Below are 21923 nucleotides of genomic sequence, written 5' to 3' on the forward strand. Positions count from 1 at the left end.
TTATTTGGTAACTTCTTCGAATGTCTTCACGCGAATTGTTCCAGACTCTATTTGCCGAACAATCTCCTCAATGATTTGGTCTTCGCCTTCTTCGGGATTGTATTGCTCTTTGAGGTTATTTCCAAAAAGCCTGGCCAGCGATTGCCACATGAAAGCCGAGAAACTTCCCCGCAACTCGCTGATCAATTCATAACTTGTATCGCCCGTTTCGCGGTCGATTAAACGGATCAGGATCAATCCTTCACTCACAGTCATTTTCCGAATCTCGCCTTCGAATTTTTCTTTGAGTTCTGCTTCGGCTTTCTTGATGTAGCGCTTTCTCTGGCGCTCCGAATCCATCTTCTTGAGCTCTTTTTCGTACTCGTTCATCAGGTCTCCAGCGGCTTTGGCGTAAGGATAAACCTTTACTACTTTTCTCTGTAGTCTGGCAAAAGTGCGGTAGTAACGCTTGTTGTGATATTTACTGTCAGAAATAACCACCGAAGCCAGATTGACCATTGGGATGGTGTCGCCATCTACAACATGACCTCTCAAAACAGGAGACTTAGAATCGCTCGATTCTTGTGCCTGTGCCGCAAGAAGGAAGACGAGAGAGAATGATATTGAAAGCAGAATTTGTTTCATTTCGATTTTCAAACGTGTTCTACGACTCGATCTTGCCTAAAGGTACATCTAATTGCTCATTTGCGAAATTCCTGACGCCTGAGCTTCCACTGACTTTCTTTTTTGTTATCTGCCGGTGTCTCTTTGTTTTTCTTGGCGTGCTGCTTTCTCAAAAGCACTCCGATGATTGATGCCACTTCCTCTTCGTCTTTGTCGTGCTGCTCGAGCATTTCCGGAGAAAAGTGCTCTTTTACAAAATGAGTGTCGAAATTACCACTTACGAAAGCTTCGTGCTGAATGGCAAATCGGCAGAAGGATAGAGTAGTGGTGACTCCTGAAATTTTGTAATCGTCAATGGCTCTTACCATTCGCTGAATGGCCTCGTTGCGATCGGCTCCATGAGTAATCAACTTGGCGATCATCGGATCGTAGTGGATTGGAATATCCATTCCCTCTTCAAATCCGTCATCAACCCTGATACCGAGTCCTTCAGGTTTTTTGTAGGCTTTCAATTTACCGATGTCAGGCAAAAAGTTATTAGTAGCATCTTCTGCATAGACGCGAACTTCGAGTGCGTGTCCATTTATTTCAAGGTCGTCCTGAGAGAAAGAAAGCTTTTCTCCACGAGCAATTTTAATCTGTTCTTTTACGATGTCTATTCCGGTGATCCCTTCCGTAACTGGGTGCTCAACCTGCAGTCGCGTGTTCATCTCCAGGAAGTAGTAGTTGAGGTTTTCATCGAGCAAAAACTCAACAGTTCCGGCACCTACGTAGTCGCAAGCGCGCGCCACATCTGTAGCACTTTTTCCCATGGCTTCTCTCAGTTCAGGAGTGAGCACGGAAGATGGCGCTTCTTCAATCACTTTCTGATGTCGTCTCTGAATGGAGCACTCTCGCTCAAAAAGGTGAAGGATGTTTCCGTGCGAATCGGCCAAGACCTGAATCTCGATGTGGCGAGGTGAGCCAACGTAACGCTCTATGAAGACACTTCCATCCCCAAAAGCAGATTTTGCTTCTGAGATGGCGCGATTCATCTGCTCTCCGAGTTCTCCTTCGTTTTCTACGATCCGCATTCCTTTACCACCGCCACCGGCACTGGCTTTGATCAGGATTGGGAAGCCAATTTCCTTTGCAATTTCGGTCGCTTTTTTCACATCCTCGATTGCTTCATCAATTCCGGGCACGAGCGGGATGTCGTATTTTTTTACTGCAGCTTTTGCTGCGAGTTTACTACCCATCACACGAATAGCGTCCGGTTTGGGACCGATAAAAATGAGCCCAGAATCGGTTACCAGTTTGGCAAAAGCATCATTCTCTGAAAGAAATCCGTAGCCGGGATGAATGCCATCGGCTCTTGTTTCTTTTGCTACCTCGATGATTTTTTCCATTTTGAGATAAGACTCCGAAGAGGGAGGTGGCCCGATGCAAACAGCCTCATCGGCATACTTTACAAAAGGTGCGTTTCTATCAGCTTCGGAAAAAACAGCCACTGTCTTGATCCCCATTTCTCTGGTAGATCTCATTATTCTCAGTGCAATTTCTCCTCTGTTGGCGATCAGTATTTTCTTCATCTCAAAATGGAATTTGCGGGTAAAAATAAAGGTTTTGCTGGGCTTTACTAATCGAGGTGGTAGTGCTTCATCAGCATTTTCTCGAAAAGGCGGCCCGGGAGTATTCTTTTCAGAAATACACTCAGCCGTTGAGTTGGCGTAGCTACTTTGTAGCGCAACCGCGGGTTTTTTGACTTAATAATTCGGTGAACCTGACGGGCGATGTAAATGGGGTCTCGGGCTCCCGCTACTTCCGAATTGATTTGGTTCAGGGTTTCTTCGAAAGTACCATCATAGTTTAGTGTGTCAATATCTTTCGAAACAAGCCTGTTTTGATTGATGTTCGTCTTAAAATCTCCAGGTTCGATGATGCTGACATGAATATTAAACGCACGTAGCTCCATGCTGAGAGTTTCTGTAATGCCCTCTACAGCGAACTTACTGCTGCAGTAAATACCTCGAAAGGGAAGTCCGACAATGCCACCAATAGAAGTGACATTGATGATATTACCACCTCCGTTATCTCTCAAAATCGGAATGCACGCCCGGCACACATTAAGCACTCCAAAAACATTCGTTTCAAAAACTTTCTTTGCTTCTTCATCAGAAGTGTTTTCGAGCGGACCGGCAATGCCCAGCCCGGCATTGTTTACCAGCACATCAATCGGTCCGTTGTTTTTTAGAATGTAGTCGATCGCTTCAGAAATAGACTCTTCTGAAGTGACATCCATGTTGACAAGCGTGAAATTTTCGAGCTTCTCACCATTTTTCGCTTTCCTGCTTGTGCCGAAAACGACAAAGCCTTTATCAGATAAATACTTCGCAATGGATAGTCCGATACCGGAGGAGCCACCTGTCACTAAGATGGATTTGGGAGAGGAGGTGTTGGCGGCTGTGGTTTTTTTCACCTGAAAGTCAATTGCTTGCTTGAGTAAAAAAAGAAAGGCAAGCTACTTATATCGCACCGCTACAACCGCCTACCCTTGCTACCTTCCGGTCCTGGGGGAGTTCAGCAGGAGCTGGTCGTATAAGACTTGCCTTCTGAGCGCAAAGGTATGAATGAATTTATTATCTCAAAGCATGATTGAAGACATTTTCTGCTTTTCTATATTTGTCGGCATGGAAGATCAAAATATCCTTGACCAAAACCACGAGGAGGCCCGGAACAGAGTTCTGAAGCCCACTGTTGAATATGGGGTTATCGCTGCCTTGGTGATGATTGCCTATACCTTGGTGGCTTATTTTTTCGGACTGCTGTACAATTCTGGATTGAACTCGGTAATCACACTTGTTCTGTATTCAGCACTAATCACCTGGATCCTGGTGAATTACAGAAAAACGGAAGGAAGCGGTTTTGTAAATTACGGAAGAGCACTCGGAATTGGAACGTTAACTTTTGTCTGGGCTGGAATCATTTCAGCAGTTTTCAGCTATATCTTTTTTGCTTTTATCGCTCCAGATTTTGTGGACCGAATGCTCGAAATGCAGTATGATCAAATGATTGAGAACGGAATGTCAGAAGACATGGCCGACATGGCCATCGGCCAATCAAAAATTTTCATGACTCCAGGCTGGATGAGTGTTTTTGGTTTTTTATCATCCGTTTTTTTTGCTTTCATAATCTCGCTGATAGTAGCTGCTTTCGTCCGCAAATCGCCACTCGACTAAAATCCAACCTAACTTTTGGCACAAACACAACCTCATATTTCGATAGTAATTCCGCTCTTTAATGAGGAAGAGTCACTCGAAGAACTTCACCGCTGGATAGTGGAAGTGATGGGCAAAAATGACTTCAGCTACGAAATTGTTTTTGTTGATGATGGCAGCACTGATCGCTCCTGGTTGGAAATCGAAAAATTATCAGCTGCAGATCCCAATGTGAGAGCAATTCGTTTTCTGAGGAATTATGGAAAATCTGCTGGGCTCAACACCGGCTTTGAAGCTGCTTCTGGTAAGTACATCATCACGATGGATGCCGATTTGCAAGATTCTCCCGAAGAAATTCCAGAGATGATTCGAATGATCGAAGAGGAAGGTCTAGACCTGGTTTCGGGCTGGAAGAAGGTGAGACACGATCCACCTTCGAAGACAATTCCTACCAAACTCTACAACTTCGCCACTCGGAAAATGTCCGGCATTTATTTGCACGATTTCAACTGTGGTCTAAAAGCTTACCGAAGTGATGTGGTGAAGAGTGTCGAAATCTATGGCGAGATGCACCGCTACATTCCTGTGATTGCTAAGTGGGAAGGCTTTTCGAGAATTGGTGAGAAAGTGGTGCAGCACCGAGAAAGAAAATACGGTAAGACAAAGTTTGGTTTGGAGCGATTTATAAATGGCTTTCTCGATTTGCTTACCATTACTTTCGTGTCGCGATTTGGTAAGAAACCGATGCATCTTTTCGGCACCCTGGGTACGCTCATGTTTATCATCGGATTTTTAGCTTTCGCCTGGATCGGTGGATCGAAGCTCTACTACCTCTACCACGAAATTCCCGCGAGAAATATCGCGAACGACTCCAAGTTTTTCATTGCTCTGACAGCCATGATTTTGGGAACTCAGCTTTTCCTGGCGGGATTTATCGGAGAGTTGGTTTCGAGAAATTCCCCAACCAGAAACACTTACAAGATTAAAGAGCAGATTTAGGAAATAATTCCACTGCCGACTAACTCGTCTCCATCGTACCAGGCTGCAAATTGACCCGGAGCAACGGCTTTTTGAGGCTCATCGAAGAGGATAAAAAGTCCGTCTTCCTGACGAATCAGTGTGGCATCAAAAAGTGGTTGGCGATAGCGAATGCGACAATCGTATTTTTTCGAGTCTCCAGCCTGAAGTTGCAGGTCTTCTCTAATCCAGTGCACGTCTTCAGACGGAATAAAAAGTCCGTCTCGATACAATCCCGGATGGCGATCGCTTTCTCCTACGTAGACGATGTTTTGCTCTACATCAGTTCCAATTACGAAAAGAGGTTCTTTCGTTCCTCCAACACTCAGTCCCTTGCGCTGTCCGATAGTGAAGTAGTGGGCGCCAGTGTGCTCTCCAACGACCTCTCCAAGTTCTGGCCGCAGAACAGGAGGGGCAATTGTCTCTGCCGGTGATCTGGTTTCTGTAGAAGCAGCTGCTGCAGGAGTAGATTCTACCTCACTTTTTTCAATAGCTTCTGCAGGTACCTGAATGATTTTTCCTCTCTTAGGAGCGAGTTGTTGTTGAAGAAAAACCGGCAACTTTACTTTACCTACAAAGCACAATCCCTGCGAGTCTTTTTTATCGGCAGTAACCAATCCTAGTTCGGTTGCAATTTCACGGACTTCGCTTTTTTGAAGTTCGCCCACTGGGAAAAGTGCTTTGGCGAGCTGATCCTGAGTTAGCTGACAAAGAAAATAACTCTGGTCCTTGTTGTCGTCTTTTCCGGCTAAAAGTCGATAGGTTGTTTTACCGTCAACTTCTACAGAGTCTTTTCTGCAATAGTGGCCAGTAGCCACAAAATCCGCTTTCATTCCCATTGCCGCTTTCAGAAAAATGTCAAACTTAATTTCTCTGTTGCACAGTACGTCTGGGTTTGGAGTTCGACCGTTTTCATACTCAGAAAACATGTAGTCCACAACACGGTCCTTGTACTCTGCACTCAGATCCAATACCTGAAATGGAATTCCGAGTGCTTCAGCTACAGCCATGGCATCATTACTGTCATCAATCCACGGACACTCATTGTCTATAGTGACCGACTCATCGTGCCAGTTTCTCATGAACACACCTATCACATCAAATCCTTGTTTTTGAAGTAAATAGGCGGCCACACTGGAGTCAACCCCTCCCGATAATCCTACGACTACTCTTTTCATAGTGCAAAGGTAATTGAATTAGAAAAAAATGGGCAGATTTGGCTTAGTGACAGTAATGCATTAAACTTACAATCGAATGTGCGGAACGAATCTATCTCAGATAGTGGTTTAATACTCTAAACTTGAGGTGAGTAACTATACGGTGCGATGCAATTTGTTAAGAATGTATTTCTGATCGATGACAATCCTAGTTGTAACTTCATAATGACCGAGTTCATTAAACTCGCGGATGAGTCGATTAATGTTTTTACAGCAGAATCTGTCTCAGAAGCTATTTCTGCTCTCGAAGCTATGGGCGAAGAAACTTTTCCAGACGTGTTGTACGTTGATTTAAATATGCCGGTACAGAGCGGCTTCGAGTTTATTGAAGAATACGAAGAAAAATTTTATTCCAAACATCCAAATAGTCGTCTCTTTATGCTGACCTCTTCTCTCAGAGAGGAAGATAAGCTGGCTGCAATGGATTACAACAGTGTTGAGGGTTTCGTATCTAAGAACGATATAGACGAATTTCTGCAAAACACACTTTTAAAAAAAGACCTTAGCTAGAGTAAAAAGCTTTTTTGCACTAATTTGAGAGACAATCTTGTGCAGCGAAAAAACCTAAGTTGAAAAAATTAGAACCTAACTAGTGGCAACCATCGAAGTGATCACACGTCTAAACACATATTGCTGATGAGCAGTGCCGATCTTGAAATGGAGGAGCTCATAGATGGATGTAAGTCTGGAGACCGAAAGTCTCAGCAACAGATTTACAAGCTTTTCTACGGTAAAATGTATGGTGTCTGTCTTCGCTACACCAAAAACGAAGACCAGGCGAAAGACATTTTACAAGACGGTTTTATAAAGGTATTTAACAGTATTGAGAAGTATAACTTTCAAGGTTCGTTTGAAGGTTGGGTAAGAAGAATCGTTGTGAATACAGCGATCGACTTTTTTAGAAAAAGCAAGACGGATTTTGTCTTACTCGGAGACGAACAAGCAATGGAAGACTTCTCAGAAGTGGTGGATGACGAAGAAGATGAAGAAGGAGAATATGATTTTAAAGCGTCTCAAGTAATTGAAGCTATGAATGAATTGTCTCCAGCTTACAGGACGATTTTCAACCTGTATCTCTTTGAAAATCTCACCCACAAAGAAATAGCTGAAAAACTGGATATCAGCGTTGGCACTTCGAAATCGAATTTTGCCAAGGCCAAGAAAAATATAAAGAAGATCTTAATTAAAGCGTACAAATAAGATAATGGGGAAGAAACTGACTAACTTTGAAGAAAGTGTTCGTTCGTCTTTTGACAATTTCGAACCACCTTACGATCCGCAGTCGTGGGAGGAAATCGAAAGTCAACTTGACGAACAGCAGCCTAATGAGAAGAAATCCTCTTCTCTTGTTGCGGGATCCTTGCTCGTTGTAGCATCGATACTCTTGCTTTTCTCATCTTACTATTTCATTAGCAAGTCCAACGAAACCACTTTGGTAGCTTGCAATGATAATGGTGAATTGGTTTCTAAAGCCATTGTAAATAGAACCACGGCAACCCCTTCAGATTCTCAAAATGATGTCGAATCAACTAATGATTTGACAACTTCTAGCGATCCGGCTCCTACTTCTAAAGATCTTAATTCCAGAGACGGAATTGCGGAAGCGAATTCTGGTACGTTGGATGTCAACAATAAAAATGGTACTGGCGACCTAGCGGATTCGGATGAAGGAAACAATTCGAGTGACGGTGGAAACGAATTGGTTCAGGCTCCTAAAAGTTCAGCGATTGCTTTCAAGAGTTCATTGACAGAAGCCTGTGCTGGAGTTGAAGTAGAATTCGAACTCTTAAATGAAGAGATAGATGGTACGTATTTATGGAACTTCGGTGATGGTAACTTCTCGAACCAGCCGAATCCAAAGCACGTTTTCCAGAAACCAGGTGTTTATGATATTTCACTTTCTGTTAGGTCCCTGGAAGATGGTGTTATCCGATCGAACAGTGTGTCTAAAATGGTAGTGATAAACCCAAGACCGAAGGCCAATTTCGACTGGGAGTTCACCAATGAGCAGGAGGAGATTACCAAGGTGAACTTCTTAAACAAAAGCGAACGAGCTGGAGAGTCAGAATGGCATTTCCATGATGGATCTGTTTCTACAGAAATAAACCCTGAAAATGATTACAAGAACAAAGGCGAGCACCTCGTGAAATTGATTGTGAGCAATAAATTTGGCTGTGTGGATTCTACCTTCAAATATGTTGATGTTAAGAAGGACTACAATCTAAATGCTCCGAGAACAATCTCACTCCAGAAAGGTGAAGGGTTTATGCCAGAGGCTTTGAAAAACTCAAGCGTTTCCTTTAGTCTCACGATTTATGACAATAAGCAACCGATTTTCGAAACGATGAGCCGCGACAACCCCTGGCAAGGTACAGACTTAGATGGAGAAGAAGTTCTTCCTGGAATGAGCTACCCATGGGTAGTGATCATTTACGATGAATCAAATAACGAAAAAGAGATTTTCAGTGGAACTGTTACAGTTCACCCATAATATTTCCTTTCCTTAACCAAAACTTACATAAAGTTCAGAAAAGCCCGGTGGTTCTTAATCCCCGGGCTTTTTTGTATCTTTGTGTACCTTAATCAGTTCAAGTTGAATACTAATCTCCTTACCATATCGAAAAGCTTCTGGTGCGCCATGTTGATGGCACTCTGCACACCGATTGCTTGCCTTGCCGGTGAGGTCGTTCCTCTGGACTGTTCAGATTGCTTTGCATGCGATGGCGGAGCTACGGTGACAACGGAAGAGCCCGGTGAATTGACTTACCGCTGGATCAATAACCAGGGAGATGAGATTTTTCAGGAGGTGAACGACCTTGGTACTTCGTCAGTAGAGAATTTGTGTCAGGGAATCTACTACGTTGCGATTTCAGAAAACAACACAACTCTCGAGACTTATTCCTTTAACGTTGCGGTAGTAGGCACTGACCCCGGAGACAATACCGAAATCTTCATTTGCACCAGCAGTAGCACTTTTGATCTTTTAACCACAATCGAAGGCACTCCGATGCCAGGTGGTAGTTGGTCGGATAATTCTGGATCGCCTGCTACGGATATTTTTACACCTGATGCGGCCGGCTCACAAACTTTAATATACACTTTGGATGCAGGTGCATGTGACGTTATGTCAGAACTAGTAGTCAATACCAATGAACCAGCCTACCCTGGGAACTCCACGACTTACGACATTTGTGATCACTACGATCCTTTTGAGCTTTTTGATGTTTTGAATGAAAACCCTGAGCCGAATGGCGAATGGCTAAATACGGAAGGTGAAGTTTTCGATGGTGTGTTCGTACCAGGAGTTGATCCATCGGGGCAGTACATTTACAGAATCGACACGGTCCCTGGTTGTCCACCAGTTTATTCTAATGTCAATATGGATGTTCACGAATATCCGAATGCAGGATTAGACACGAATTTGATTGTTTGCTCTGAGGCAGATGAAATTGATCTTGCCAACTTTCTCACTGACGATGCCGATGAGGGCGGTGTTTGGAAAGATCCTGCAAACCAAACGATAGCCAGTACAATTAATCCTGACACCGCTCCTGCTGGTAATTACAAATACATCGTAACAGGAACTACGCCCTGCCCAACGGTTTCCTCTACTTTTGAAGTTGAAATAGACACCTTGGTGACAGCCGGAAATGACACAGATGCATCGCTCTGTGAGGGATCTAATACAGTGGATTTGACAAGTTTACTGGATGGTATGCCGGATGATTATGGCGTTTGGACCGACTCATCTGGAGAAGAGGTTTCGCCATTTTACGATCCATTAACCGATAGCCCACAAACATTTCAATACGCGGTGGAGGCGATCGGGTGCACTGCAGAAATTGCTATGTTGGATCTTACATTGGATGAAATGCCCGAAGCTGGTGAAGATTCAACCTTTGTCATTTGCGAAAGCTCAGAAAGTATTGACTTAAACCAGTACCTGAGTAACGATGCATGGAGTGGAGGAGGCTGGTTTCAAAACGGAGATGAACTGGTGAACGGTCAAAGCCTTGAGGTTGTGCCCGGAAACTTGGCTGTTTCATACATTGCTCTAAACGGCTCCTGTCCTCCAGATTCAGCTTACTTCAATATCCAAGTGGATGAGCTTCCCGGATCAATCAGCGATCAGCAACTTGAAATGTGCAACTCCGATGACGAAATCGTGCTTGCTGATGAACTGCAGATCGGATCACTTAATCTCGAGTTTTTTAATTCACAAACCGGGGATGAAGTCACATCATTCGATCCGTCTGTTAATAATGGAAGCGATTATTTCTATGTCTCATATTCATCGAACACCTGCCCAAATGATACAGCCAATCTGGCTATATCGGTGTTAGAGAAGGTCTTTGCCGATACAGTTATCTCCGCATCTGTTTGTGAAAGTGTTGAGGTCGTGAATCTTCAAGATTTTCTTCAGGATGGAATGCCCACTAACGGAGTTTGGACGGATGTCTCGGAGCCGGTGAATCAGGATCAACTGATCGACTCACCAGGGGATTTCGAGTTCACATATTCTGTAGAAAATGGAAGTGTGTGCGATAATTCGGTGTTAACACTTCAACTCCATGTCAGTGATCAGTTGGAAGCAGGAGGCGATTCTTCTATTGCTCTTTGCGAAACTGATGCTCCGGTTTATCTGGAAACATTTCTTTCCGATGAAGCTTCAATGGACGGTAGTTGGTGGGTTGATGAAACTGAGATGAAGTCATCTCAATGGGACCCTTTATCGATGGGCTCTGGGGCTGTGAGTTACGTTGTGCACTCCGAAGAACCGTGTCCGGTTTCTATTGCAGATATTCAAATTGTTGTGGATGATGAAGTGGATGTGACTATGCCCGATGGTTTTGAAGCTTGTGCAAATGCAGATGCAGAGCAAATTGAAGTACAGTCTTCAGGTGATTATGATTTTGAATGGGAAGAAACACCATTGCTTTCGTCCCTTTCAGTCGCCAACCCATGGATTAATTATAACCAGCTTCCCAATGAGAGCTACTCAGAGTATTTAAGTGTGCAGATCCAGAATGGAGCCTGCCAAAAGTTAGATTCAATTTTGGTAGAAGTCAGCCCGTATCCTATAGTTCAATTGACAGGGGACCCCACTATTTGCGAAGGCGAGATAATTCAATTTGAGGCAACTGGTGCAAACAACTACAGCTGGGCTGGTATTCCCTCTGGATTTGAGGTCGACTCAACATCTATCGCTGGAGTAGCTGTAGAGGACTTTGAGATCGAGCTAACTGGAACAAATGACTTTGGCTGCGTAGGAATGGATCAACAGTTGGTAACGGTTTTGGATACTCCCGAAGTGGATCTCAACCTGAGTGCTGAAGATGGTTGCGCACCTGTTACTCTGGAATTACTATTTGAGTCTCAACAAGAAATTGTGTCTTATTACTGGCAGTTGAATGGTGATTTTCTCTACGAAGAAAATGGTGATTTTTTAGAGTTGAATGATCCCGGACAACATTTCCTTGAGTTAAATGCAACCGCCTCAAATGGTTGTTCAGCACACGTTGAAGCTGAAGATCCTTTTGAAGTTTATGAGAATCCTACGGCTGACTTTCTTTTTGAAGAAGAAAGTGTAGACCCCATCAAGTCACAGGTGAGTATTTTAAATACGAGCTCAGCGGCAGATTCGTACTTCTGGAATTTTGGTGAATTAGGAACTTCGGTTGATGAAAACCCAACATTGTACTTTGCCGAGCAAGATCCAGGGTTTTATGAAGCTTGTCTGACGGCAGAAACAGACTTCGGCTGCGTTGATACCGTGTGCAAAACAATTGAACTTGAAGGTGCCTTTTCGATCTACATTCCAAATGCTTTCACTCCAAATGGCGATGGACACAACGAAGTGTTTAAACCAGTGATGCAGGGAGTAGATCCTGCTGACTATCTTTTGGTGATTTACAATCGCTGGGGAGAAAAAATCTTTGAATCAAACGATCCTAATCAGGCCTGGATTGGAAATGTGAATGGCGGAAACCACTACGCACCGCCAGCAGTCTACAACTGGCAACTCAAGGTCAAAAATCGGTATACGGACGAGATTGAGAAACTGAGCGGTCATATTTCTGTATTGCGCTAAGCACTGATGGTACAGACGTGCTTGATCTGGTGCAATTAACTGGTCGGAAAGGATTTACTCAATAAATCTGGAGAGCTGTTATCTTTTTACAAACTCATGTGAATAATTATTGATTAATGTTCAAGCAACGATTGTTTAAGCTTTGCCGTCTCTAAGCGGAATGCATTATGTTTGCGAAGCAAAGAAAAACGACATGAAATCAAGTTTAAGGTTTATCCTCCAATCCGGACTCTTTATCGCTTTCTTCCTATCGATGACACTATCAGCGCTAAGTCAGGAAGAATACCCTATGGAAAATGGAGAGATTCAAGTGTGTGAAGGTTTTTTTTACGATGATGGCAGTACCGGAGGTAACTACTCGGATGATGATTATGTATTCACAATTTGTCCGGATAATCCTGGGGACGTGATCTCAGTTGAGTTTGTGTTTTTCGACATCTACAATGGTGGATCGGGAAATGCCGATTTTTTAGAAATTTTTGACGGTGATGATGTAACTGCAAATAGCCTTGGAGCCTACACCGGAACTCAACTGAGTGGTTTAAATGTGACCGGCACTACTTCTAATACTTCTGGTTGCCTGACTTTTAGGTTCAACCCTCTCAATATTTCTTCGAATGATGACTTTCCCGGATGGGAAGGGATCATCGATTGTACTACTCCTTGCGATGCTCCAACCGCAGCATCAGAAATTACCGACCCACTACCGGACGATCCTTCGTTGCAATCAGTGAGCGTTTGCCTTGGGCAGGAAATCACTTTTGAAGACAATGGTTCCGTAGCTGCTCCAGGATTTACATTGGACCAATACATCTGGAATTTCCAGGATGGCACAGTAGATTCTACAAGCGGCCCGGTAGTTACACATGCGTTTGATACCCCTGGTGAGTACGTGGTCACTCTTGTGGTAGAAGATAATAACGGATGTCAAAGCACGAATTTAGAGCCACTTCAGGTTTTGGTAAGTACGATTCCAGAATTCAACACAGATTTTGAAGATACTATTTGTTTAGGGCAGCAAACTGACTTAAATGGTAATCCATTTCAGAGTGTTACCTGGACCAGTCTGCCACCGCAAGTTGTTTCTGGTGAAACTTATTTGGCTGACGATGCTGGTCAGGCTTACGAGTCAAGTTTGTCTTTCGACTTTTTTGAAGCTGGCGCTACACTGGAGGATTGTAGCGACTTAGAGAGTATTTTTGTGAACATGGAGCACTCTTACATGGGTGACTTGAACATTGCAATTACTTGCCCTGACGGCACCTCTGTGACACTTGTAGAATATCCCAATGGTGGAGGAGGGTCGTTTTTAGGTGTGCCAATCGGTGATGATGCTCCAACACCAGGTGAAGGGTGGGACTACTTTTGGTCTCCAGATGCTACTAATGGCACCTGGTCAGATAACGCACCGGGATTTAATGAAAGTCTTCCTTCTGCTACTTACGAGAGTGACTATGACCTCTGTGGTCTTGTTGGATGCCCTTTAAATGGCGATTGGACTTTCTCCATAACTGATAATCTTGGGCTTGACAACGGGTATGTTTTCGAGTGGGGAATCAATTTCAATCCCGACCTGTTCCCTGGGATTACCACATTCACTCCGATTATTGGAGAAGGGCCTGACTCAACTTATTGGACAGGTGATCACATTATCAACACCTCTGGAAACGGTAACCTGATTACAATAGAACCACCTAATGTTGGATCTTACGATTACACTTTCACTGCTACGAATAATTTCGGTTGTGCCTTTGACACGACAGTGACTGTGACAGTTCTTGATGCTCCAGAAATTGATCCAATTATGGATACCAGTATTTGTGCTCTCCCGCTTGTTATCCAACCGACTTTTGATACCACAGGGGTGGAAACTGCTGGTTGTGAATGGACCATAGACATGCAAGATAGTTTTGGAGATGGATGGAACGGAAACGAGTTGATTGTAACTGTTAATGGAGGTACCCCAGAGGTATTTACTTTCACTGCTGGAAACGGTGAGCAAGACTACTTTTACGCAAGTGAGGGTGATTTCATAGAGATTGAATACGTAGAAGGTGCGTTTGTCAATGAAGTTGGATTTACAATTTACGATCCTAATGGGGAGATCGTGTCTGATGTAAATTTTGGAAATGCAAATGGAGGAGTGGTCTATGCTGAGACTGCCGGTCCTTGTACTGAAACTTACGATGTTCCCTGGACATTCTTCTGGGAGCCTCAAAACATCTTCAATAATCCAAACTCTCAGAATGCTCTTTTAGATAGTCCTTTCCAGGGAGATAACAACATCACCTTAAACCTTGGTTTGGAAGGAGTAGATGGATGCAATATTACTGAAGAGTTTGTGGTCAACTACGAGCCGGTAGCGGATCCGGGTAATAGTGTGTCAGAAGAATTTTGCTACGACTATGGACAGTATGATCTTTTTGATTTGCTCGGTGGAAATCCTGATACAGGAGGCGAATGGACCGATGAAAATGGTGATCCGTTGGCCAATACAGTTTTCCAGTCTGAGGATGAGGCCAATGGGGTTTATACCTATTCGCACGAAACTCCAGGAGGCTGCACAGACGAGGCAACTGTAGAAATTAGCATTCTCCCACAAGGAACGCCTTCATGCTGCGAATTTGACTACACTTTTGACTTCACTCCGGCCTCTTGTGCCGATAGTCCCGATGGTGAAATCACAATCGATATCAACAGCACCAGTTTCAATGAGCCCTTCGCTCTTGAGCTTTACGATGAAGACGGAAATCTTGTAGATAACACAGTTACCTCAGATTTTACATACACGTTCACCGGTGTTTTAGCAGGTGACTATTCTGTAACTCTCATAGATGAAGGAACTTGTACAGATAACTTTGATGTCACTGTGACTGCACCAGAGCTGGCAGCTATTGGAGTTGTTAGTGATACAACAATTTGTATCGGTGGAACAGCCACCCTCTTTGGCTTTGAAACAACGAGTTCAGGAACTGACATCAATTATGTATGGAACGGTGGAGAGTTTACCGGTGACACAATCAACGTTCAAACAAATAGTAATGCAGAAGTATTCACTGTTGTTGGTCAATACGGAGCAGGTTGCGAGACCAACGAGGAGTCTGTGGTAGTTAACCGTTACAACGCTCTACAAATGGACCTGATGGACGATACAACAATTTGTATTAATGAAAATATTGCACTTGAGGCTGAATTGGTCACAGGTGGACTTACACCTTATGAATACACCTGGACCTCAGAAACAGGTCAGGTTTTTCAGGGTAACGGAGCGATAGCAAACATTACGGACACAACTGAGTTTTGCCTTGAGATAGCTGACGCATGCGAAACACCGACTATCGAAGAATGTATGACGGTTTCTGTTTTTCCTCAGGTGGACTCAACATTTACGGCTGACACCCTGGCTGGTTGTGAACCACTGTTAGTAACCTTTACCCCCAATGGCGACACAACAGCGATGGACGTGGCCTCATGGAGCTTTGGAGATGGTCAATCACAGACAAACGCTGGAATTACCAGTCATCTTTATCAAAACTTTGGAGAATATGATGTGACCTTCGAAATCGTGTCAAACGATGGATGTGTGTACACTTACACCGAGGAAGAATACATTGACGTTTATCAGGTACCTGTGGCGCAATTCAGCCCGAGTCCAGAAACTGCTATTTTACCAAACACTACATTTGAATTTACCAACCTGTCTTTCGACAATGACTTCAACGAATGGACTTTCGATGAGTTCGGAATTTCTGACGAAGAAAATCCGGTAATTGAAATTCCGACCAGCGGAACGGAGATCATTGATGTGCAACTCGTTGTGAGCAATGAGGAAGGTTGCGTTGATACTACTTCCAGAACAGTCTACATTCAGGAAGAATTTCAGATGTATATCCCGAATGCATTCACTCCAAACGGAGATGGGATAAACGACTATTTCGACCTAACGGCAATTGATCTTGATCCATACGATTTCAAACTTTACATCTACGATCGCTGGGGCAATCTGGTACACTTCACAAACGACTACACCGAAGGGTGGGATGGCTCATATCAGAGAGGTGATCACTACGTGCCAAATGATGTATACGTTTATCGAATTATTACCAGATCACTAACAACCAACGAAAAGAAGGAAGTTGTTGGGCATGTGACCATTATTCGATAGCATCTGATTGAAACTAATTATCTTCTTAATTTTGGTGGAAGTTGGGATTTCAAGGAAGCAACTATTGGTACTTGGAGTTTGTTATGATAGTACAACACAATCTTACTTTTTGGATAACGAGAATAAAAGAGAGCATTCAAAGTATGAATACGCAATTGGAAAATTTTAAAAGTCTCTGTTTAAGAGCCTCAATACTGAGTGTAGTATGTCTGTTTTGGGGTTTATCATTGAATGCACAGGATCAAAACATAGCCATGGAAGATGGCACTGTTTCGACTTGTGATGGTGCTTTTGTCGATGATGGTCTTGGAAGCCCTTATACTGATCAGGGGTATACATTTACTATCTGCCCTGACAACCCGGGCGATGTGATTCAAATTGAATTCGTTGCATTCAACGTACATTCAGTAGGAAATAATAATGATTGGCTTCAAATTTATGATGGAGACTCTCCAGGAGCTAATTCTTTGGGTAGCTATACCGGAACTGATCTTCAGGGGCTAGAAGTTACTGGGACAGTGAACAACACAACTGGATGTCTGACATTTGTGTGGAATCCAAATTCGGGAAACCCAAATGATTTGCCAGGTTGGGAAGGTATTATTTCTTGCACCACCCCATGTGCTCAGCCAACAGCTGCTTACGAAATTGTTTCACCTGAGCCAGATGGAGATCAACAAACAATTTCAGTTTGTCTGGATGAAGAGATCACCTTTGGAGATGCCGGATCACAAGCAGGTCCAGGATTTTCTATAGAAAACTGGATTTGGAACTTCGATGACGGAACGGTCGAAACGCTGGATAATGGAGGAGACATTACACATAGTTTTTCAGAGCCCGGAGAGTATATTGTGAATCTAACAGTTGAGGATGATAACGGTTGTCAGAGTTTGAACCTTGAACCACTTCAGGTCTTGGTGTCCACTTTACCAGAAATTGAAATCGATTCTCCAAGTCCGGCTTGTATGGGAAATGATCTGGAAATTAGCGTGGATGCTGAATCCACAACATGGACCGCATTGCCACCACAGGTAGTTGCAGGAGAAACATATCTGGCTGATGGTGCTGGGTTCAGCTATACCTCCTCACTCAATTTTGACTTCTTTGAAGCTGGTGCAACTTTGGAGTCTTGTGATGACTTAATTGAGATCACAACCAATATGGAGCATTCTTACATGGGGGATTTACAAATTGAAATCGCCTGTCCAGATGGAACTTCTGTTATTCTCGTGCCTTACCCTAACGGTGGAGGTGGCACATACATTGGTGAACCAATTGATGGTGATGCTACTCCAACTCCAGGTGTGGGTTATGACTACTCCTGGGCACCTGACGCCACAACTGGAACCTGGAGTGATAATGCCGGAGATATTGGATTCGGAGGATCGCTTCCAGCTGGTGAATATGAAGCTGAAGGCGATTTATGTGAATTGGTTGGTTGTCCTTTAAACGGAGAATGGACTTTTACGATTGTAGACAACCTTGCAATAGACAATGGATATATTTTTGAGTGGGGTATATCTTTCAACCCTGAACTCTATCCTGGAGTGACTACTTTTACTCCGCACATTGGTCCCGGAGCAGATTCAAGTTACGTTGAAGGACCAGGAGTCATTGAAACTTCAGACGATGGGAATACTTTCACAGTTTCCTATGATACAGCCGGAGTTTACGAGTATACGTTCTTCACAATTAACGATTTCGGGTGTACGTTCGATACAACATTCCAGGTTGAAGCAGTGCCTTCTCCACCCATTACAACTATTGAAGATGGTGTAGCTTGTGATCCTCAATATGAAATTGGTTATCCGTATGACACTACCGGATTTGAGAGTCTTGGTTGCCCGTGGGTGATTGAGATGTTCGATTCTTTTGGAGACGGATGGAATGGTAATGAGCTCGAAGTTTATGTAAACGGAACGCTTCAGGATACATACACAATTACTAATATTCAAAGTGACTTTAATCAGGAAGAGTTCTACACCAACTTTGGAGATGATGTCGAAATTGTATTTTCAACAGGTGCTTTTGTAAGTGAGGTAAGTTATAATATCTATGACCCAGATGGTAACCTTGTAGTTGAGGTAGGTCAGGGTGAAGCTGCAGCAGGAACTGTTTACGATGATGTGTCGAATTTCACTTGCGACAATCCAACATTTGATATTCCTTTCACTGTTGAGTGGTCTCCGGCTAACTTATTCAACAATCCCAATGCTCAGTACGGAGTAGCTAACCTTGAGGAAGGTATTAACAATATTACAGTTACCCTGACTTATCAGGAGGAGCCTTTCTGTTCAATTACTGAAGAGTTTGCACTGACTTATGGATTGGAAATAGGTACTTCACCAGATACTACAATTTGTATTGGTGGAACAGCTGAACTCACCGCATCGCCAACCAATGCACAGTTTGACGATGTGGACTATATCTGGAACGATGGAGAATACACCGGTCAAACCATCGAGGTGAGCGGATTCACAGAGCCGACAACTTTTGAGGTTTATGCTGAGTATGCAGATGGATGCCAGACAGAAACACAAACTGTAACAGTTGATTTTTATGAGCCATTGGAAATGGCTCCATTCGACACGATCCTCTCCTGTCCTGGTTTGAACATTGAAGTTGGAGCTAACACTGTTACAGGTGGTCTCGGAGATTACGATTACGTATGGAACTACGATGGAAATGAGTATCCAGGCGACTCCATTCTTGTGGAAACAGGACAAAGCACCGCTATTTGCCTAACTGTCACTGACGAATGCGAAACGCCACCGGTTGAAGAGTGCCAGCAGCTGATCTTTGAGGAGCCTCTTGATGTTCAGTTCGAAGCTGACACCACACAAGGATGTATACCGCTAGAAATAAATTTCACAGCAATTCCTTCGGAAGACTTGTGGACTGACGCCACGTGGGAAATTGAACCGAGCAGTGTTTACACTCAGGAGTCACCTACTCACGTTTTTGAAGAGCCAGGAGTTTATGATGTTGGTTTGACTCTCGTTTCGAACCTTGGGTGCGAGTATTCCAACTCTTACTCCAATTACATCACTGCTTTTGCAAATCCAACTGCTGCGTTCAACGCAACGCCACAACCAACTGAAATTCCCGATTCAGAAATCAGCTTCACCGATCTTTCAATCGGAAATATTGTTGAGTATGAGTGGGTTTTCGATACTTTGGACGTGCTTGGAGTCTCTTCTGAGCAGAATCCAATATTTGAATTTCCATATGATGTGGGGGACACTTACCCAGTGACTCTCACAGTGACTGATGAAAACAATTGCACGGATCAAATCACTCGAGATATTGTAGTCAACGACATTTTCAATGTCTATGTACCAACTGCCTTCACACCAAATGGTGATGGTGTGAATGATGTTTGGAGAATTGAAGGAACTGATATCGACCCTAATGATTTCCGTTTGGAGATCTACAATCGCTGGGGCGAGCAGGTTTTTGTCACTGAAGATAAGTCCGAGTATTGGGAAGGAGAACACCAACATGGAAACTACTATGTTCCAGATGGTGTGTATACATGGAGGTTAGTGGCGCACTCCCTGGCTACCTCAGATAAAAAAGAGCTTTCTGGAACGGTCACAATCATTAGGTAGTTGTTCTAAGGTTGGATTCAAATAATACTCATTGGAATTAAAAAAGGCCGGTGATCGCTAGCGATCACCGGCCTTTTCGTTTTTAGGTTGAGAAGACGACTAGGTAAAAAGTCTAATAATTATTTTTCCTCTTCCCAGTTTAGAAGTTCATCCATTGTTCCAGTGGCAACAGAGTGATAATTGGGACGCGCTTTCTCGTAAATCGATAGTGCCATGTCCATCTTTCCCGTTTCTTTCATCGCTGAATAAAGAGGTGTGAGAAATTTACGTCTGCCTACGTTTATCAAAAACTCCTCCACACGAGGATAAGCCTTTTCGTAATTCTTAAGAATTGACTGTTCCAGCCATGCAAAAAGAACTTCATTGTTACCAGTTTGCGTAACTGAGTATGTCTCGTCCAATTCAGCTAGCTTCTCAGCCGTAACTGACTCTGGTAGGTTAGTCAAAAAACGATACTTCTGTTGATAAGCCCAGTCGTTCCAAGGGAGTTCTTTCGTAGCTGTTTTGCCAGCACTCCACGTGTTGATGAGTGAATCGACAGTTGCAATTTTATCGGAGCCCACCTCAGGAAGGTTTTCAGGTAATCCAGGGCCGTAAATCCAGGCTTCCAAATTAACTTCTTCTTGCTCTTCTTTTGTAAGCAGCTCTTCTTTTAGGTAGTCGACAAATCGCTCCGTATCCATAACTTTAAAAGCATGGCTCGAAAAATATTCGTTCAGAAAAGCATCAAATCGTTCTCGGCCAACTGTTTCTTCTAACAATCTCAAAAAGAAATAACCCTTATCGTAAGCGATGGCTGTCATCCCGGCATCGGGGTCTCTTCCTTCGAGTTCTAGCTTCAGGTGCGTGTCGGCAGGGTGTTCCTCAGAAATTTCTTTCACTTCTGTTTTCAATCCCTGAAGACTCAATTCTGCAAGCATTTCAGAATATTCGCGACCATAAACCTCTTCCATGATTCGCTGCTCGAAGTACACAGTGAAACCTTCATTGAGCCAAAAGTCGTCCCAGGTGCTGTTGGTTACCAAGTTGCCCGACCAACTGTGAGCCAACTCATGCGCTACAAGTGCTGTGAGCGAGCGGTCACCGGCAATGATCGTAGGAGTTGCAAAAGTGAGACGTGGGTTTTCCATTCCTCCAAAAGGAAATGCAGCTGGAAGAATCAATAAGTCGTAGCGCCCCCAGGCGTATTTGCCGTACAAGTCTTCTGCAGCCTTGAGCATGTCATCCATTTCCTGGAATTCGTACTCTGCTTCATCAATCAATTCTGGAACAGCGTAAACCCCGGTACGATCACCAATGGCGCGAAACTCTACGTTGCCTGCTGCAAGAGCGAGCAAATATGCTGGAATAGGCTGCTCCATCCTGAAATTGTACGTGCCCGTTTCGTTTTTTTCCTGAGGGTTTTCAGCACTCATGAGTGCCATTAGGTTTTTGGGAACTGCTACCTCAGCATCGTAAGTGAAGCGAACTCCCGGACTGTCCTGCGTAGGGATCCACGTACGAGCCAAAATTGCCTGCGACTGCGAGAAAAGAAATGGGTCTTCACCTTCTACCCAGAGCAGCGCCCCGGCATTGGGAGAAGTGGTGTAAGCGATATTCACCTGTTCGGTGTTTTCTCCAATCTGAATTGTCAGTGGGCTACCGAGGTGCTCCTCCTGTTCGCCAACTTCATACTCCAGCTCGTTGCCTTCAGCATCAGTCACTTTCGTAATGTCGAGCTCGTGGGTGTCAAAAATCACTTTGTCAGCGCCAGTGTAGTTTTCAAGATCCCAACTCGCTACCGCATCAATTTTTTTAGTCTCGAAGTTAACTTCGGCATTCCACGAAAGGTGCTTCACTCTCACATCGTTTGGCTTCGAAAAGCTGTGTGGATCTTCTGCAAGTTTTGTCATCCCGCTATCCATTTCGTCTTGCCCTTCCTCGGTTTTTTGTTTGTCAGCTCCCTGGTTGTTGCAGGCAGTCAGTCCTATAAGCCCTGCAAAAAGAGCAATGAGTAAAAAGTTGTTCTTCATGTGAATTATT

General features: G+C 43.8%; 13 protein-coding genes and 1 other RNA gene. 8 read left to right on the plus strand and 6 right to left on the minus strand.

Annotation, left to right across the window (positions count from 1 at the left end):
• From ABHV44_RS09355 to ffs, 4 genes are all read right to left on the minus strand, one after another.
• Complete coding sequence (locus tag ABHV44_RS09355) at positions 1 to 624, minus strand: DUF4294 domain-containing protein (RefSeq protein ID WP_459074419.1); 624 nt, start codon at positions 622 to 624, stop codon at positions 1 to 3.
• Positions 625 to 680: 56 nt separating this feature from the next.
• Positions 681 to 2174: an acetyl-CoA carboxylase biotin carboxylase subunit gene (gene accC / locus ABHV44_RS09360; protein WP_459074420.1), complete on the minus strand. Its 1494-nt coding sequence runs from the start codon at positions 2172 to 2174 to the stop codon at positions 681 to 683.
• 47 nt (positions 2175 to 2221) lie between these two features.
• Positions 2222 to 3061, minus strand: a complete 840-nt coding sequence (locus ABHV44_RS09365; RefSeq protein ID WP_459074421.1) for an SDR family oxidoreductase — start codon at positions 3059 to 3061, stop codon at positions 2222 to 2224.
• A gap of 32 nt (positions 3062 to 3093) precedes the next feature.
• Positions 3094 to 3193, minus strand: an RNA gene (gene ffs, locus ABHV44_RS09370) — signal recognition particle sRNA small type.
• Between the two features lie 19 nt (positions 3194 to 3212).
• Between ffs and ABHV44_RS09375 the strand changes: the two genes are divergently transcribed.
• Both ABHV44_RS09375 and ABHV44_RS09380 read left to right on the plus strand, forming a co-directional pair.
• Positions 3213 to 3821, plus strand: coding sequence for a DUF4199 domain-containing protein (locus ABHV44_RS09375; RefSeq protein WP_459074422.1), 609 nt, complete (start codon positions 3213 to 3215; stop codon positions 3819 to 3821).
• A 15-nt stretch (positions 3822 to 3836) separates the two neighbouring features.
• Positions 3837 to 4799, plus strand: a complete 963-nt coding sequence (locus ABHV44_RS09380; protein WP_459074423.1) for a glycosyltransferase family 2 protein — start codon at positions 3837 to 3839, stop codon at positions 4797 to 4799.
• Here the strand turns inward: ABHV44_RS09380 and mnmA are convergent.
• Positions 4796 to 5995, minus strand: a complete 1200-nt coding sequence (mnmA, locus tag ABHV44_RS09385; RefSeq protein WP_459074424.1) for a tRNA 2-thiouridine(34) synthase MnmA — start codon at positions 5993 to 5995, stop codon at positions 4796 to 4798. The two genes, ABHV44_RS09380 and mnmA, sit on opposite strands and share 4 nt — an antisense overlap.
• A 147-nt stretch (positions 5996 to 6142) precedes the next feature.
• On the opposite strand from mnmA, the gene ABHV44_RS09390 reads away from it, so the two are divergent.
• The 6 genes from ABHV44_RS09390 to ABHV44_RS09415 all read left to right on the plus strand — a co-directional run bounded on the left by ABHV44_RS09390 (position 6143) and on the right by ABHV44_RS09415 (position 19901).
• A complete protein-coding gene (locus ABHV44_RS09390; RefSeq protein ID WP_459074425.1) occupies positions 6143 to 6544 on the plus strand; it encodes a response regulator in 402 nt (133 codons plus the stop codon).
• A gap of 126 nt (positions 6545 to 6670) precedes the next feature.
• The gene (locus ABHV44_RS09395) at positions 6671 to 7234 is read left to right on the plus strand and encodes an RNA polymerase sigma factor (RefSeq protein ID WP_459074426.1); all 564 of its coding nucleotides are present in this window, start codon (positions 6671 to 6673) and stop codon (positions 7232 to 7234) included.
• A 4-nt stretch (positions 7235 to 7238) separates the two neighbouring features.
• Entirely contained in the window at positions 7239 to 8525 is a 1287-nt protein-coding gene (locus tag ABHV44_RS09400) for a PKD domain-containing protein (RefSeq protein WP_459074427.1), read from the plus strand.
• Positions 8526 to 8627: 102 nt separating this feature from the next.
• Positions 8628 to 12125: a T9SS type B sorting domain-containing protein gene (locus tag ABHV44_RS09405; protein ID WP_459074428.1), complete on the plus strand. Its 3498-nt coding sequence runs from the start codon at positions 8628 to 8630 to the stop codon at positions 12123 to 12125.
• 193 nt (positions 12126 to 12318) lie between these two features.
• Positions 12319 to 16290 carry a PKD domain-containing protein gene (locus tag ABHV44_RS09410; protein WP_459074429.1) on the plus strand — a complete coding sequence of 1324 codons (3972 nt, stop codon included), beginning with the start codon at positions 12319 to 12321 and terminating at the stop codon, positions 16288 to 16290.
• A 254-nt stretch (positions 16291 to 16544) separates the two neighbouring features.
• The gene (locus ABHV44_RS09415) at positions 16545 to 19901 is read left to right on the plus strand and encodes a PKD domain-containing protein (protein WP_459074430.1); all 3357 of its coding nucleotides are present in this window, start codon (positions 16545 to 16547) and stop codon (positions 19899 to 19901) included.
• Between the two features lie 119 nt (positions 19902 to 20020).
• On the opposite strand, the gene ABHV44_RS09420 is transcribed toward ABHV44_RS09415, so the two are convergent.
• The gene (locus ABHV44_RS09420) at positions 20021 to 21913 is read right to left on the minus strand and encodes a M1 family metallopeptidase (RefSeq protein ID WP_459074431.1); all 1893 of its coding nucleotides are present in this window, start codon (positions 21911 to 21913) and stop codon (positions 20021 to 20023) included.
• Between the last annotated feature and the right edge of the window lie 10 nt (positions 21914 to 21923).

Source organism: Halocola ammonii (assembly GCF_049334165.1).
Taxonomy (GTDB): domain Bacteria; phylum Bacteroidota; class Bacteroidia; order Flavobacteriales_D; family Sanyastnellaceae; genus JBEGHD01.